Source organism: Streptomyces sp. NRRL S-337 (assembly GCF_000720175.1).
Classification (GTDB): Bacteria; Actinomycetota; Actinomycetes; order Streptomycetales; family Streptomycetaceae; genus Streptomyces; species Streptomyces siderophoricus.
The window spans coordinates 18,208-33,994 of the sequence record NZ_JOIX01000035.1 but is presented as its reverse complement, the minus strand read 5'-3'; the positions used below and the strand labels follow the sequence as shown (position 1 = coordinate 33,994).

At 71.4% G+C, this 15,787-nt stretch carries 14 protein-coding genes; 10 read left to right on the top strand and 4 right to left on the bottom strand.

Annotation, left to right across the window (positions count from 1 at the left end):
• Positions 1 to 105: 105 nt before the first annotated feature.
• From IG62_RS0123595 to IG62_RS0123575, 5 genes are all read left to right on the top strand, one after another.
• Positions 106 to 288, top strand: a complete 183-nt coding sequence (locus tag IG62_RS0123595) for a hypothetical protein (RefSeq protein ID WP_030806687.1) — start codon at positions 106 to 108, stop codon at positions 286 to 288.
• 113 nt (positions 289 to 401) lie between these two features.
• Positions 402 to 1,070: an LmbU family transcriptional regulator gene (locus IG62_RS0123590; RefSeq protein ID WP_310723174.1), complete on the top strand. Its 669-nt coding sequence runs from the start codon at positions 402 to 404 to the stop codon at positions 1,068 to 1,070.
• A 57-nt stretch (positions 1,071 to 1,127) separates the two neighbouring features.
• Positions 1,128 to 2,153, top strand: coding sequence for a TauD/TfdA family dioxygenase (locus IG62_RS0123585; RefSeq protein ID WP_234326703.1), 1,026 nt, complete (start codon positions 1,128 to 1,130; stop codon positions 2,151 to 2,153).
• 100 nt (positions 2,154 to 2,253) lie between these two features.
• Positions 2,254 to 4,053 carry a non-ribosomal peptide synthetase gene (locus tag IG62_RS0123580; protein ID WP_051798472.1) on the top strand — a complete coding sequence of 600 codons (1,800 nt, stop codon included), beginning with the start codon at positions 2,254 to 2,256 and terminating at the stop codon, positions 4,051 to 4,053.
• A gap of 75 nt (positions 4,054 to 4,128) precedes the next feature.
• Positions 4,129 to 4,881 (top strand): thioesterase II family protein, encoded by a 753-nt coding sequence (locus IG62_RS0123575; RefSeq protein WP_030806672.1) that lies wholly within the window; start codon positions 4,129 to 4,131, stop codon positions 4,879 to 4,881.
• 45 nt (positions 4,882 to 4,926) lie between these two features.
• On the opposite strand, the gene IG62_RS0123570 is transcribed toward IG62_RS0123575, so the two are convergent.
• On the bottom strand, positions 4,927 to 6,123 hold the full coding sequence (locus IG62_RS0123570; protein ID WP_037839121.1) for a hypothetical protein: 1,197 nt from the start codon (positions 6,121 to 6,123) through the stop codon (positions 4,927 to 4,929).
• A gap of 249 nt (positions 6,124 to 6,372) precedes the next feature.
• Here IG62_RS0123570 and IG62_RS0123565 point away from each other — a divergent pair, with 249 nt between their 5' ends.
• From IG62_RS0123565 to IG62_RS0123555, 3 genes are all read left to right on the top strand, one after another.
• On the top strand, positions 6,373 to 8,319 hold the full coding sequence (locus IG62_RS0123565; RefSeq protein WP_199812516.1) for a B12-binding domain-containing radical SAM protein: 1,947 nt from the start codon (positions 6,373 to 6,375) through the stop codon (positions 8,317 to 8,319).
• 215 nt (positions 8,320 to 8,534) lie between these two features.
• Positions 8,535 to 9,740: a cytochrome P450 gene (locus IG62_RS0123560; RefSeq protein WP_030806664.1), complete on the top strand. Its 1,206-nt coding sequence runs from the start codon at positions 8,535 to 8,537 to the stop codon at positions 9,738 to 9,740.
• A gap of 313 nt (positions 9,741 to 10,053) precedes the next feature.
• Positions 10,054 to 11,106, top strand: coding sequence for a type III polyketide synthase (locus IG62_RS0123555; protein ID WP_030806663.1), 1,053 nt, complete (start codon positions 10,054 to 10,056; stop codon positions 11,104 to 11,106).
• Here IG62_RS0123555 and IG62_RS0123550 read toward each other — a convergent pair.
• Complete coding sequence (locus IG62_RS0123550; RefSeq protein ID WP_051798470.1) at positions 11,063 to 11,683, bottom strand: PadR family transcriptional regulator; 621 nt, start codon at positions 11,681 to 11,683, stop codon at positions 11,063 to 11,065. The two genes, IG62_RS0123555 and IG62_RS0123550, sit on opposite strands and share 44 nt — an antisense overlap.
• Before the next feature lie 160 nt (positions 11,684 to 11,843).
• Between IG62_RS0123550 and IG62_RS0123545 the strand changes: the two genes are divergently transcribed.
• Entirely contained in the window at positions 11,844 to 12,269 is a 426-nt protein-coding gene (locus tag IG62_RS0123545) for a nuclear transport factor 2 family protein (protein WP_030806661.1), read from the top strand.
• Positions 12,270 to 12,311: 42 nt separating this feature from the next.
• Here IG62_RS0123545 and IG62_RS0123540 read toward each other — a convergent pair whose 3' ends face one another.
• Both IG62_RS0123540 and IG62_RS0123535 read right to left on the bottom strand, forming a co-directional pair.
• Positions 12,312 to 12,974 (bottom strand): NADPH-dependent F420 reductase, encoded by a 663-nt coding sequence (locus tag IG62_RS0123540; RefSeq protein WP_030806660.1) that lies wholly within the window; start codon positions 12,972 to 12,974, stop codon positions 12,312 to 12,314.
• Positions 12,975 to 13,184: 210 nt separating this feature from the next.
• Positions 13,185 to 14,993, bottom strand: coding sequence for a trypsin-like serine peptidase (locus tag IG62_RS0123535; RefSeq protein ID WP_030806659.1), 1,809 nt, complete (start codon positions 14,991 to 14,993; stop codon positions 13,185 to 13,187).
• A 188-nt stretch (positions 14,994 to 15,181) separates the two neighbouring features.
• Between IG62_RS0123535 and IG62_RS0123530 the strand changes: the two genes are divergently transcribed.
• Positions 15,182 to 15,676: a GNAT family N-acetyltransferase gene (locus IG62_RS0123530; RefSeq protein WP_051798468.1), complete on the top strand. Its 495-nt coding sequence runs from the start codon at positions 15,182 to 15,184 to the stop codon at positions 15,674 to 15,676.
• Positions 15,677 to 15,787: the final 111 nt, after the last annotated feature.

Here is a 15,787-nt window from a genome sequence, read left to right as displayed (position 1 = left end):
ATGCAGGTTACATTTGTGCACCCCGTCCGCAGTCCAATGATCTTGGCGGGCCGAAGAGGATAAGCGGCGCCAGCCACATCCTTGGCCGCACAATGGGGGACCACGATGCCTCGCATCCTGCGCGTTTTCACCATCGCCGCCGTCCTGGCCACAGCCGTCGGATATGGAATTGACCATTCCGCTCCGTCCGTCGAGCGCGCGGGCCACCTCACCTCCGGCGCCTCGGGCGCCGTCCTCGGCGACTCGGCCTGGGGCCGCGTTCCCACCCCGCACACCGGGCCGTTCTGAGCGCCCCGGGCCGAGCATTTTCTGACGGGCGGCCGTCGCACCCGGACCGTAGGCGCGGTCCGGCCGGTGCGCGGAACCCGTCCGGTTCGAAGCAACCGCACCGAGGAGAAGCTTTGAGCACATCGTCCGCAGCCCTGGGCACCGCTCCGCGCGCCGGGTCGGGCAAGGAAATCACCGAACTCCCCGCCGTACGGCCCCGGCAGACCACGCCGGACGACGCCGCGCGGGGCGTCTTCGTCACCCGCGTCGGCCTCCAGATACCGGCCGCGGTCAGCTACGACACCTGGAAGAGCGCGGGCCGGCGGATCTCGGCCGTCGCCAACTCGTCGGCCTGGTGCCTGGGCGACTGGCTGATCTACGGCCAGTGGCGCTACACCGACCGCTACCGCAGGGCGGTCGACGCGGTCGGCCTCGACTACCAGACCCTGCGCAACTACGCCTGGGTGGCCAGGCGGTTCGAGGTGTCCCGCCGGCGGGACAGCCTCAGCTTCCACCACCACGCGGAGGTGGCGTCGCTGCCGCCCCATGAGCAAGACTACTGGCTCAACCGGGCCGAGGAACTGGGCTGGTCGCGCAATCAATTACGGGCGAACGTCCGGGCCGCCCGGGAAACCGAACCGTCCGCCACCCGCAAAACCGCATCCGTCGGAATTCAGCTCACCCCGGAACGCATCGCCCGGTACCGCGCGGCCGCGGAACGCAGCGACAGCAGCCTGGAAACCTGGATGGTGGACCGGCTGGACCTCGCGGCCAACAATGCGCTCGGCAGTTACAGCGGCTGACCTGACGGTGCCCCGGAATGCCGTACCCGAAAAGGCGCTGAGTGAAAGGTGCTGAACGTGCGTCCTGCAAACCTGCCGGATTCCCCGTCGCTCGCCTGGGAACTCGCCCCCGGAAAGCCCGCACTGGCCCGGACACCCGGCCTGGCCGACATGGCCGCGGCCCGTGCCTGGCTCGCCGCCGTCCGCCCGGAACTGACCCGGGCGCTGCACACCCACGGGGCCGTGTATCTGCGCGGTCTGCCCCTGACGGAGGTCGGTGATGTCGCCGCGGTCCGCGACGTGCTCATCCCCGAGTCCACGCCGTACCGCGAAAAGGCCACCCCGCGCAGCGACTTCGGCCAGGGCGTCTACTCGTCCACGGACCTGCCGCCGTCCCAGCGCATCCACATGCACAACGAGAACAGCTACACCCTGACCTTCCCCGGCCTGCTGCTGTTCGCCTGCCTGACCGCGCCCGAGGAGGGCGGCGCCACCCCGGTCGCCGACTGCCGCAAGGTGCTCGCCGGCATCCCCGCGCCCCTGGTGGCGAAGATGCGGCAGACCGGCTGGCTGCTCCGCCGCAGCTACTCCGACCACATCTCCACCGACTGGCGAAGCGCGTTCGGCTCCGACGACCGGGCCGTGGTGGAGCGTTACTGCGCGGACAACCTGATCGCGCACGCCTGGCAGGAGGACGGCAATCTGCGCACCGGCCAGGTGCGGCCCGGGGTCCTGTCCCACCCGGTGACCGGGGACGAGGTCTGGTTCAACCACCTGGTCTTCTGGAACGAGTGGTCGCTGGACGAGGAGCTGCGGGAGATCCTGCTCGACGAGTTCGGACCCGACGGGCTGCCCTTCCGTACGGCCTTCGGCGACGGCAGCCCGCTGACCGAGGAGGACCTGGCCGCCGTCCAGGCGGCGTACGACGCGGCGACGGTCCGTGAGCCCTGGCAGCCGGGCGATCTGCTGCTGGTCGACAACATCCTCACCGCGCACGGCCGCGACCCGTTCCGCGGCGACCGCCGGATCGCGGTGTCGATGGGCGCGCCGGTCGAACTGGCCGACTGCCGGCCCACCGTGCCTCCGGCCGCCGCGTTCGGCTGACCGGCCGCCGCACGGCCCACCGGACCGCCGGCCCCACCCCCTCACTTCCCTTCACCTCCCTCTCCGCGGGACGCCCCCGCGCGGCACAAGGAGTCTGTTCATGGCTGACCTCCGTCCGGAGCCGGTCGACGCCGTCCGGCGCTTCGCCCGGGTGGTGCGGGACCACCCGGAGCGGATCGCGGTACGGGACGGCGAGGGGTCCCTGACCTTCGCCGAACTCGACCGCCGCACCGCCCGGTTGGCCCGCGCGCTGGCCGCCCGCGGCGTCGGCCGCGGCGCCCGGGTCGGCGTGGCGCTGCCCCGTACGGCCCGGCTCGTCGTGGCGCTGCTGGCGGTGTGGCGGGCGGGTGCCGCGTACGTACCGCTCGATCCGCACTATCCGCGGGAACGGCTCGCGTTCATGGCCCGGGACGCCGGCATCGCGGCACTGCTCGCCGAGCAGGGCACCGCGCTCGGGGCGGCGGCCGGGGCCGTGGTCCTCGATCCGGACGCCCCGGGCGACGCCCCCGCGCCGGAGGGCGGCCTCCCCGTGGATCCGGCGGACAGTACTCCGCTCGACCCCGCCTACCTGATCTACACCTCCGGTTCGACCGGCCGCCCCAAGGGTGTGGAGGCGTCCCGCGGCGGGGTGGCCGCCCTGCTGGCGGGGCTGGAGGAGGCCGGTGCCTACGCGGCCGCGCCCCGGGTGGTCGCCTGGAACGCCAGCGTGTCCTTCGACGCGTCGGTGCAACAGTGGGCACGGGTCTGCCGGGGCGACACCGTGGTCGTACTGACCGAGGAGGACCGCAAGGACCCGGCCCGGCTGGCCGTCGTGCTCGACGCGCACGCGGTCACCGACCTCGATCTCACGCCGTCCCACTGGGAGTTGTTGCGCGGGACGCTGACCGCGCCGCGGACCGACGGGCGGACCCTCCGGCTGTTCATGGGCGGCGAACCGGTGCCGGCACGGACCTGGCGGGAGCTCGCGGAGGCGGCCGGTGCGGGCGGCCCGGAAGCCCTGAACCTCTACGGCCCGACCGAATGCACGGTCGACGCCACGGTCACCTGGATGACCGGCGGCACCCCGCACCTCGGGGACACCCTCCCGGGCGGCCGGCTGTACGTGCTCGACGAGGCGCTGCGCCCGGTGCCCGAGGGCGCCGAGGGCGAGCTGTACGTCGCCGGACCGCGGCTGGCCCACGGCTACGCCGGCCGCCCGGCCCTGACCGCGGAGCGGTTCGTCGCCGATCCGTTCGGCGGACCCGGCGAGCGGATGTACCGCACCGGCGACCGGGTCCGGCGCACCGCCGAGGGCCTCCTCGCCTTCCTGGGCCGGGCCGACCGCCAGATGAAGTTCCGCGGCTTCCGGATCGAGCCGGGCGAGATCGAGCACGCACTGGTCTCGTACGAGGGCGTCGGCAGCGCCGCCGTCGTGGTCCGCGACGACGGTCCGGCCGGTGAGCGGCTGGTGGCGTACGCGGTGCCGTCCGGCGGGGCGGCGCCCGACCCCGGCCGGCTGCGGGACCATCTCGCCTCCATGTTGCCGGACTTCATGGTGCCGTCGGACTGCGTACTGCTCGACGCGCTGCCGCTGACGGCCAACGGGAAGCTGGACGTGGCCGCGCTGCCAGAGCCGCCGGACGGCCCGGGGGCTGACCCGGCGGCCGCCGAGCCGGACGGCCCCTACGAGAAGCTGATCGCCGAGGTCTGGTCGGAGGTGCTGGGCCGGCAACGGGTCGGCGCTGACGACGACTTCTTCGCCCTGGGCGGGCACTCGCTGATGGCGCTGCGGGTCGTGGGGCGGCTCAAGCGGAACCTCGGCGTGGTGATCTCGGTCAAGGAGGTCTACCGGCACCCGCGGCTGCGGGATCTCGCCCAGCACGTACAGCGCCACCACGACGCCTCCGCACCGGCCGGCTGAGCCGCCGCCCCGCCCGTCCGGTACGGCCGGACACCACCGAGCAGCGCTTCCGCTTCCCGAGAAGAGAGACGACCCATGCAGGACACCATCGTGGTCCGCCCCCAGCCGGTCCCGGACGCCGCGCAGCGGCTGGTCTGCCTCGGCTTCTGCGGCGGCGGGGCGGGCTCGTACCTCGCCTGGACCGAGGCGATGCCGCCCGGCACGGAGCTGGCGGCGGTCTGCTATCCGGGACGGGAGGGCCGGTTCGCCGAGGACTGCGCCCGGGACTGGGACGAGCTGGCCGAGGACGCGGTCACCGCGGTGCTGTCCGCCGCCGGCCTGCCCTATGTGCTCTTCGGGCACAGCATGGGCGGCTGGATGGCCTTCGACGTCGCGGCCCGGATCGAGGAGCGCGGCGGGCCGGCCCCGGCGGCGGTCGTGGTGTCCTCGGCCAACGCGCCCAGCCGGGGGCTCACCCCGCAGGACATGTTCCCGGCGCAGCACCAGTCGGACGGTGAACTCATGCACTGGATGCGGGAGTTCGGGCTGCTTCCGGGGCATGTGCTGGGCGACCCGGACCTGTGCGAGATCGCCGTGGAACTGATGCGGGCCGACCTCCGGGTGCGCGACTCCTTCTACCACCGGGCGGGCGCGACGGTGCGGGCACCGCTGCAGGTGCTGACCGGGGCGGTCGACGAGGTGATCGATCCGCAGACGGCGCGGCAGTGGCGGAAGCTGGCGGCCGGCCCGTTCCGCCACGACGAGCTGCCCGGCGGGCACTTCTACACCCCCGAGGTGTGGCAGACCCTGCCGTCCCGGATCGCCGCGCTGGGGAAACCGGCGGCCTGACGGCCCGGGCGGGGGGCGGGGACGGTGGGGGCGGTGGTGCGGGCCTCAGCGCTCGGCCGGTGCGCACTCGCCGGCCCGGACCAGCCGGAGTTCACCGGCCGCGGCGGCCGCGGTGAGGACGAGGGTGAGCAGCACCCCGGCGAGGATCGCGGTGCTGGGCGTGGCCAGCCCCAGCACCACCCCGGAGAGCGAGGCGCTGGCGGCGTATCCGACGCCGACCACCGAGTACATCATCGAGTAGCCCGCGGCCAGGGCACTGGGCGGCAGTACGGCACGCAGCCCGAGCGCCCGGGTCAGCTGCAGCCCGGCCTGCAGCAGCCCGGCCAGGGACAGGGCCGCCGCGATGACGCCGAGCAGCGGGACCACCCCGGCGGCGGCCACACAGGCGGCGACGGCGAGCAGCAGAACCAGGCTCTGGGTGCCGAGGCGGCCGGGCCAGCTGCGCAGCCCGTACAGCAGCGAGCCGGCCGCGGAGGCGAGGGCGTACCCGGCCAGCAGCGGACCGGACCAGCCGACCGCGAGGTGACGCTGTTCCAGCAGGGCGGGCAGGACGAGTTCGGCCAGGGCGAGCAGCGACATGGCCGCGGCGCCCGACACGTAGACCGGCCAGGCCGCGGCGAGGGTGCGGAGCATCGGGACGCCGGCGCGGTCGGCGGGGTCCGATCGCCAGCCGGCCGGCAGCGCCCACAGTCCGGCGGCGGACAGCGCCATCAGGCCGGCCGCCAGCAGCAGCGGGGCGGAGGGGGCCACCCCGAAGGCCAGGGCGCCGGCCGCGGCGGGCGCGGCGGCCCAGACCGCGTACGAGAGGGTGGCCTCCGCGCTGAGTGCCTTGGTGACCAGGCCGGGGTCGACGTGCTCGGTCAGCAGGGTGCGCAGGCCGCCCGGGGACGCGCCCGGGGCGGCCCCGGCGACGAGGGCGAACGCGCCGAGCAGGAGGTCGGGAGCGCCGGGCAGCAGTCCCAGGCCGGCGAACGCCGCGGCGCCCGCGCCGAGTCCGCCCGCGAGGTGGCGCCGGGCCCGGTCGGGCCGCAGTCTCGCCCCGAGCAGCGCGGCGCCGATAACCTCACCCACCACGTAGACGGCCGCGAGTTCGGCGCCCAGCACATATCCGCCGGGCCGTTCCCGGACGACGAAGACGAGCGCCAACGGGGCCATCGCCACCGGCATGCGCGCCGCGGCGGCGACCGCGGCCCAGCTCAGCACGTGCCGGGTCAGGAGCGCGCGATAGGTGTGGGCTGCCATCCCCGGACTGTAGGGCGGGCCGGAAATGGCGGACAAGGCGGAAGGGCGCCGCCCGCTCATAAAGAACCGGTCGGCCGGGCCGTATCGCGAAAGTCTTGCTCCCCCTCGGGGGAACGGCATTACGTTTCTCCATCGCGCCGCCCCGGCACACCGGCCGGCTCTCCCCCCACCGCCAGGCCCACCGCACCGAGTGCCCCGAGAACTCCTTCAGCTTCCTCCTCCGAGTTGACCACCGATCAGGAGTTACGCATGCTCATACGCCAGACGGTCGTTCACGATGACTTCCGCACCGCCGCGGACATGGCTGCGGATTCCGCCCGGGAATTGACGCTGCTGCGCGAGTCGCGGATCGCCGAACTGGTCGCGCGGGCGGACTGCGCCGGTCCCGCCGAGGTGCCCTGGCACGCCCGGAGTTTTCCGGTGCTCGCGGCGCTCGCCCCGGTCATGACGTCACCGGAAGGCGAAATCACGTATCCGGGCGATCCGATGTGCCTTTATGCGGCGTTGAGTGTTCCGGTCGACAGTGCTTTGCGTTCCGCCCGGCTCGGCGCCGGAGAGGACGTCCCGTTCAGCGACCTCTGCCCCAGCTGGGGAAAGCCACCGTCGAAAGTGCACCGGCTGAGCGCGGAACACGGACTGCCGTCGCAGCGTGCGAGTACCGGGACGTCCGACGCCACGGTCTTCGATCCGCGGGTGTGGGACGCGGAGGCCCGGGCGGAATTGCGGGCCGAACTCCGCCGGCACCGGCCGCGGGTGTTCCTCGTCAGTACGGTCTCCCCCGGTCACCGGTACGCACTGGAAATGGCGCGCATCGTCAAGCAGGAACTGCCGGACTGCCTGGTGGTGTTCGGCGGCCGCCACATGGACGAGACGATGCGGTACGCCCCGGCGAAGCGGTCCGTCATTCTGGAATACAGCTCGACCCTCCAGGCCATCGACGACCGGCGGGCGGAGGCGGTGGTGGACTTCTGCGTCGGCGGAGAGGGGCAGTTCGCCCTCGACCTGCTGATGAAGGCGATCGCCCTGGCCATGGACCTGGACCGGACCCGGGCCACGGTCGGTGAGGTGGTCCGGATCCTGCGACTCTTCGGCGCCGCCGGCATACGGGTGCCGGGCAATTCCCTGGTGTGCGCGCTGGACCTGGACACCGTGCACGCCTTTCCGATAGCTGGCGAAAAGCTCGATCTGGCGGCGCTCCCCTCCCCTTATCAGGGCTTCGCCATCCGGTCCCGTTTCCCGGTCTTTCCCCTGCCGGACGGCTCGCCGGCCCGTACGGCCCATATGACGGTGTCCAACGCCTGCCCGTACCACTGCGATTTCTGTTCCGAATCGGCGCTGGTGGTCGGCGGTCTGAAGCGGTTCCGGGGTTCGCCGGCCGAGACCGCCCTTGAGCGGCTCTGCGAATACGTCAGCTACGGCGCCGAGGCGGTCTTCTTCGACGACTCCATCTTCTGGACCGGTTCCTTCCCCCTGATGCGGGAATTCTGTGCCCTGCTGCACGCGGCCCGTACCGCCGCGGGACCGGAGAAACTGCCCGAGGGCTGCCGGCGGTGGATCGCCGACGAGGGCGACTGGCAGCGGCTGCGGCAGCTGCAGTTCGGCTGCCAGGTCACCGCCGACCTGCTCACCACCCTGCACAAGGAGGACGAGGTGCGCGACCTGCTGGTGGCGCTGCGCGACGCCGGCTGCACCTACCTCTACATGGGCATCGAAAGCATGTCGACGGACGTCATGCAACACGTGCACAAGAACATCCGGCGGATCACCGACTTCCCGTGGAAGGCGAAGGTCCGTACGGCCCTGGAGCGCATCCGGGACGCCGGCATCCCGGTCGGCAGCTCGGTGCTGTTCGGCCTGGAGGGCGAGACCCGCAAGACCATCGAGGAGACCGTCTACGAGGTCGGCCGGCTGGTCGACGACGGGCTGATCATGCTGGCCAGCCCGAACATCCTCACCTACCACCCGGCCACCAGGATCACCCGTGCGCACGGCATGCACGACCGGCTCGACTACCACTCCCCCGACATCGAGAACCGGCCGCCGTACATCTTCTTCGAGGAGGCGTTCCCCGGTGTCGTCTCCCGGCGCCTGACCGAGGACGACATCTGGTTCATCCACGAGCAGACCGCCACCCGCTGGGGCGCCATCCGCAATTCCGCGGAACCCGAGGTCAGGAAGGTCGAGGCGGCCGGCTGAGGGGGTATCGCACCGTGACCGGCCGCCGCTCCCCGTCACCCGTTCGGACGAATGCGGAGACGGACCGGCGCGAGACCCCGCTCGGCCTTGGGGGACGGCGGCCAGGGGCCCGCTCCCGCCGTCCCCGCACCCCCCGGCAGCCGGGCCGACCTGCCGCGCCGCTTCTACGCTGATCGGGATGTCAAGGCCTGTCTCCGCCATTCCTGGAGGTCAGCATGGAGCCCGACTCCACCGTCTGGAACTGTCCCTTCGACTACGCCGAGGCCCTGGAGTTCGATCCGACGCTCAAGCGCCTGCTGACCGAGGAACCGGTCGCCCGCATCCAGCTGCCGCACGGCGAGGGCTGGGCCTGGCTCGTCACGCGCTACGAGGACGTGCGGACCGTGACGACCGACCGGCGCTTCAGCCGCCACGCGGTCGTCGGCCGCGACTTCCCGCGGATGACGCCCGAGCCGATCGTCCAGGACGAGGCGATCAACGTGATGGACCCGCCCGCCAGCAGCCGGCTGCGGAGCCTGGTGTCCAAGGCGTTCGCACCGCGGCACGTCGAGCGGATGCGGGAACGCACCCACCACGTCGTCGACGACCTGCTGAGCCGGATGGCCGGGCACGGTCCACCGGCCGACCTGATGGAGCACCTCGCGGGGCCGCTGCCCCTGATCACGATCTGCGAGGTCCTCGACATCCCCGAGGGCGACCAGGCGCAACTGCGCGCCCACGCCCGGACGATGATGAACCTCCGCGTCGACAACAAGGACAACGCCATCCGGTCCAAGGCCGAGATGCGGGAGTACTTCCGCAAGCTGACCGCCGAGCGGCGCCGGAATCCGGGCGACGACCTGATCAGCGTCCTGGCGACGGCCCGCGACGGGGACGAGATGCTCGGCGAGCAGGAACTCACCGTGATGGCCATGGTCCTGCTCATCACCGGCCAGGACACCACCACCTACGAGATCGCCAACCTCTCCTGCCTGATGCTCTCGCGGCCGGATGTGCTGGCGAGGGTGCGCTCCCGTCCCGATCTGCTGCCGCAGGCGATCCAGGAGATGCTGCGGTTCATCCCGTTCCGCAAGGGCGTGGGCATCCCCCGCGTTGCCCTTGAGGACGTGGAGCTGAGCGGGATCACCATCCGGGCCGGCGACATCGTGCATGTCTCGTATCTGACGGCCAACCGGGACGGCAGCAGGTTCGACCGGCCCGACGAGCTGGACCTCGACCGTGAGGGCCCGAACCACATGACGTTCGGCTGGGGCGGACACCACTGTCTGGGCGCCCCGCTCGCCATCACGGAGCTGGAGGTCGCGCTCGGGTCGCTGCTGAAGCGCTTCCCCGAGCTGGCGCTGGCGAAGCCGCCCAAGGAAATCCGCTGGAACCAGAGTTCCATCTGGCGTTATCCGCTGGAATTGCCGGTGGTGTGGTGAGTCCGGCAGAGGTGCCGACGGGCGCCGGGTACCGGCCGCAACATGCGGAGATCAACCACCCGGCGTACCGTATCTAACTCGAACGGCTCGGCCGCAGAAAGGCCGTTCCGCTTACTCCGAAAACACGGGGAGATCGGGAGAGTTCCTATCGGACGAGTTCATTCTTCGACGACTGGCCCGCTCGCATCCTCCCAAGAGTCCGGACATACCGGCGGCCGGCTGAATTCCTGAAACCGGCGGTCGGTGCGGCTCCACACTGCAGAGCAGGAACTGCACCGGGCGGACCACAGTTCTGCTGCAAGGAGTGCATCCCATGGCGGTACTGTGCAAACCGGCAATAGCCGTCCCCGAATACGTCATCACACGGGACGAAACCCTCGAACTGGCCAAGCGGCTGCACAAGGACCACGCGCAGCTGCGACTGGTACTCCGGCTGATCGAGCACACCGGCGTGCTCACCCGGCGGCTGATCCAGCCGATCGACAAGGTGCTCAAACACCCCGGGCTGGACGCCCGCAGCACCGTCTACGAGCAGGAATCCAAGGCCCGGGTGCCCTCGGTGGTGCGCCAGGCCCTGGACGAGGCGGAACTGGAGCCGCAGCAGATCGACTTGATCATCTACGTCTCCTGCACCGGCTTCATGATGCCGTCCCTCACGGCCTGGCTCATCAACACCATGGGCTTCCGGACGGACACCCGGCAGATGCCGATCGCGCAACTCGGCTGCGCCGCGGGCGGTGCCGCGATCAACCGCGCCCACGATTTCTGCACGGCGTATCCCGACGCCAACGTCCTGGTGGTCGCCTGTGAATTCTGCTCGCTGTGCTACCAGCCCACGGACCTCGGCGTCGGATCGCTGCTGTCGAACGGATTGTTCGGCGACGCGATAGCCGCCGCCGTGGTCCGGGGGCGCGGCGGCACCGGCGTATCCCTGGAGCGCAACGGCTCGTACCTCATTCCGCACACCGAGGACTGGATTTCCTACGCGGTGCGCTCGACGGGATTCCATTTCCAGCTGGACAAGCGGGTACCGGGCACCATGGAACCGCTCGCCCCGGCCCTGCGCGAACTCGCGCAGCAGCACGAATGGGACGCCGGAAAGCTGGACTTCTACCTCGTCCATGCGGGCGGGCCGCGCATTCTGGACGACCTCAGCCGCTTCCTCGACGTCCCGCCGGAAGCCTTCCGCTTCAGCCGTGCCACGCTCACCGAGTACGGCAACATCGCCAGCGCGGTCGTCCTCGACGCCCTGGCCCGGATGTTCGACGAGGGCTGTGCGGGCGACGGTCACCGCGGCCTGCTCGCGGGCTTCGGCCCGGGCATCACGGCCGAGATCGCGCTGGGGAGCTGGACGACGGACTCGTAGTGTCCGGGGCCGCGTCCCGGGACGTGTGCCGGCGCGCATGGAGGATCTCCGCGCTGCGCCGGCACCAGTCCCGGTTCTCCCGCTCGAACGCGAGGCCGCGCAGACAGGTCAGGTAGGGGCCGATCCGTTCGCCGTGGCGCAGGAACTCCGCTTCGTCGCGGTCCCCGCGCATCTGCCGCAACAGCCCGCCGAACAGCTCGATCTTGGCCTCGGCGAACCTCTCCCGCTCCGCCAGCCGCGCGATCAGCACGTCGGCGTCGAGGTGGTCGGCGGCCTGGATCTTGACCAGCAGGTCGTCGCGGATGAAGGAGGGCTTGGCGCTCTCGGCCGCGAACCGCTCCAGCGCGGCGAGCCCGTCCGCGGTGACCCGGAACAGCCGCTTGTTCGGCCGGGCGTCCTGGACCACCTCCCGCCCGGCGACCAGCCCTTCCTTCTCCAGCCGGGTCAGCTCGGTGTACAGCTGCTGGGGCAGCGCGTGCCAGAAGTTCGCCACGCCCAGATCGAAGGCCTTGGCCAGCTGGTAGCCGCTGAGTTCCTCGTCCAGCAGCGCCGCAAGGACGGCATGTCGGAGCGCCATGGGCCGCCTCCTTTCCGTCGCCCTTGCCGGTCACCTCTTCCGGACCGCTCCCGCGCATGATACTCAAGAAAGTGAGTAGTCAGATTCTTGAGTATCAGAACCTTCGAGGACCGCGCACCGCGAGGGCGTCCGCCCTGCTGTCCCGCCAACAAGGAGACCCATGACCACCGCAGACCGCTTCCGTGCCGCCGTCGAGAGCCGCGATCTCCCCGCCCTGGAGGACCTGTTCACCGAGGACATCCGTTTCTACAGCCCGGTGAAGTTCTCCCCCTTCGAGGGCAAACCGCTGGTCATGGGGCTCTTCGGGGTGCTGCTGCGCACGTTCGAGGACTTCCGCTACGTCGGCGCCTTCCGCGGCGAGGCCGAGACCACCGCCGACGGCACCCAGGCCGCCGCGGACGTGCTGCTCTTCCGCGCCACCGTGGGCGGACGGCAGATCCACGGCATCGATCTGCTGCACCTCGACGACGCCACCGGCCGGATCAAGGAGTTCACCGTGATGATCCGGCCCCGCTCCGCCGTGGAGACCCTGAGCGAGGCGGTGTACGCCGGCCTGGTCGCGGACGGCCTGGTGCCGGCGGTGTGAGGCCGACGGCCCGCCGCTCGATCCTGGTGCTGCGTACGGTGGTTACGCCCGGAAGCCCGCCGGGCGCTCCGGCGAGGCCTCGGCCAGCGCCTTGGTGACCGCCTCGACGCCGGCCCGCAGGCCGTAGACGGGGCTGTCGGGCTGCTGGCGCCAGGAATCGTCGATGCCGCCCGCATCCACGGTGTCAAAGCCGAGTTCGTCGATCAGCGCGCGGACCGTCCGCTTCGCGGCCTCGTCGTCCCCGGCCACCGGCACGGCCAGCCGCTCCGGGTCACCCTGGGGGCGCGGCTTGTCGAGGAGGTCCTGGGCGTACGTGCCGTTGAAGGCCTTGATGACCGGGTGGCCGAGGTGCTGTTCGGTCCAGCGGCTCTCCGTCAGTCCCTCGTCCTCGATCGCGGCGATCCTGCCGTCCCGCTCCTTGGGGTAGTAGTTGCCGGTGTCGATCACCGCGAACCCGTCGACGGCCCCGTCGAACAGGCCGGAGGGCAGGTCGGGAACGTTCTTCAGCGGGATCGTGACCACCACGACCTCGGCGCCGCGGGCCGCCTCGGTCACCGGAACCGGGGTGGCGCCGGTCTCCTCGGCCAGCTCCCGCAACGTCTGCGGCCCGCGCGAATTGGCCACGGACACGTCGTGCCCGAGGGCGGTCAGCCGGCGGGTGAGGTTGCCGCCGATGTTGCCCGCGCCGATGATGCCGATCTTCATGGGAGGTCCTCTTCCTGGGATGCCCGCTCCCGGGAGGTCCCGGACGGCGGCGACGAGTGCGTCACCGGGTGCAACACCGCGACGTCCACGGTCATTTCCGGTCCGGACCATTGACCGAAATCTTCCGCGGCCTTCCTCTTTTGGTCACGCCGAAGCCCCCGGTTCCTTACAGCGGAACCGGGGGCTTCGCGCCACGTGTCGTGTGCGCCGTCAGCCGACCCGGGCGGGCACCAGCACCCGTTCGCGTCCCAGGGCGGTGAGGGTGGTGTCCCCGTTCATGGCGAGCTTGCCGCCCGGCCAGAGGGCGATCAGATCGTCCTGACGGGTGCCACCGCCGTAGGCCCCGGCGGTGAGGAGACGGCCGTTGCGCCAGGCGGACTTCGCGGGCCGGAGCTGGTGGTCGCCCTTCAGGCCCTTGGCCGCGACGTTCTCGTAGGCGGTGACCTCGCCGTCCGACCACCGGACGACCAGGTCCTGGTCGCCGGCCGCGGTCCGGAAGTCCCCGGCGGCGAGATCGACGGCGTGCGTCCAGGTCGGGTTCCGCTTGGCGAGCTGCTTCTCGGCGTGCAGCCCCTTGCCGTCGACGTTGGTGTAGAGCGTCACCTCACCGTCGGACCAGCGCACCACCAGGTCGTCCCGGCGCGTGTTGCCGCCGCCGAACCGGCCGGCGGCGAGGCCGTAGGCGTGCGTCCACGTCCCATTGGGCGCCTCCAGCTGGATCTCGTTGCGGAGCTTGTTGGTTTCGTTGACGTCCTGGTAGAGGGTCAGTTTGCCGTTGGCCCAGCGGACGAGCAGATCGTCGGTGGAATTGCCGGTGAAGTCCCCCGCGGTGATGGCCTTGGCCTGCTTCCACAGCTCGTTCTTCTTGGCGAGCGTGATGTCCTTGCCGAAGCCGTACTGCCGGTTGCCGGGGTAGAGGGAGAGCTCACCGTCGGACCAGCGCACGATCAGGTCACCGGTGCCGTTGCGCACCGAGGTGGTGTGGAACCGGCCGCCGGTCAGGGACGTGGCGTGCTGCCAGGTGGAGCCGTCGCCCAGCTGCCCGGCGCTGTCCGGCACCGCGTCGTCGACCGCCTGGCGGTAGAGGCGGAAGACATCGCCGTCGTACTGTGACGAATAGGAGATGTCGGCGGTGGGCCCGCCGGTCTTGTAGCCGCCGATGGAGCCCACGAGGTCGCCCCGGCTCCCGTCGAAGTGCTCCAGGAACGGCCCGCCGCTGACGCCCGAGCGGAATCCGTCGCACCGGATCTCCATGAACCGGCCCTGGAAGGCCGTGGTGTCGTTCGTGCACTGCAGCGGGGTCTTCTGGCCGCCGGGATAGCCGACGAGGGTCACGTCCTTGCGCGCCAGCTGCGTCGCCGAGACGGAGGTGAGCCGGTTCCCGCCGCCGACCGCGTCCTCCAGCAACTGCCCCTGGGAGTTGGGTCCGACCCGCACCATGGCGAAGTCCACGTCGTCGCTGGGCGACGAGGTCAGATACCGCCCGTCGATCCAGACCTTGCCCGCCTGCACCGGGAAGAGCCCGTACGGCGTCTCCCCCGCCTCACCCGCCTGCGAGGCCCCGGCGCGATAGCCCGGCACGAACGCCGCGTCGCGGTACGGCTTGTCGCCCGCGAGGCAGTGCGCGGCGGTCAGCACCAGGCTCTTGGTCGGCGACGCCACGGCGCTGGCGCTGCAGAACTGGTTGGGCGTCGCCGATCCTTCGGCGCTGCGGATCAGGAACACCCCGACGGTGGCCACGCCCGCGTCGGCCCGGTGGGTCGGCACCATCGAACGCCGCCCCGCACCCGGGGCGCCCGCCGCGTCCTGGCCCTTTCCGCCGGTCTGCACCGCGTCCATCGGCACGGCGGCGCGGATCCGCTCCGGCGTCCAGTAGTTCTCGGTGGCGCGGGCATCGCGGATCGCCTGCGCCGTCACGGGCGGCGGGGTCGGCGCGGCGTCGGTGGCAGCCGCAGGGGGAACGGGCTGGCTCTCCGTGTCACGAACGGCCAGCGCCGGCACGGCGATCGCAAGGGACACACAAGCTCCGAGCGCGGCGGCCCGCGCCCACGGTATTCGTTTCATGGACCTGTCTAAGGGACGGACGACATCGGTCGTGGAGTCAACTGGCGGCTCCGGGCGCAGAAAAAGAAGCGCCTCCGGGCCGGCGCCCGCATAATCTCATCCCCACGAGCACCCAGGCGAACGGATGACCGAAAGTAGCCCGGGTGTATGCCCGGAGGACACCTGGGAGGTCGACCATCATCACCATCCGCCCCGCCGAGCCGGGCGACGCATCGGCGATAGCCGCCGTTCACCAGGCGTCACGGGCGGCCACCATGCCGTATCTGCCGCCGCAGCGTCGTACGCACGACGAGGTCACGTACTGGATCCGCGAAATCGTGCTGCCGGAGAGCCACACCCTCGTCGCCGTACGGGAGGAGGAGATCGTCGGGTACGCCGCCGTGCGCGGTGAGCTGCTCGATCAGCTCTATCTGCGGCCGGACGTGCGGCGCAGCGGCATCGGCAGCCGGCTGCTCGGTGCGGCGCGGGAGCACTCCCCGGGCGGGCTGACCCTGCATGTCTTCCAACTCAACGCGGAGGCCCGGGCGTTCTACGCGCACCACGGGTTCCGGGTGGTGGGCACCGACGACGGCAGCGGCAACATGGAGAACCTGCCGGCCCTCACCCTCCGCTGGTCACCGGGGCCCGCCGCCCCGTGAGGGGAAGAAGCACAGCAGGTCCGCCGCAGACCAGGGCGCCTTTGCCCCTTTGGGTGGTTTAGGGCGGTTTTTCCGGCTGGGGCGGGGAGCGTGGTCTTCCATGGCGGCGTG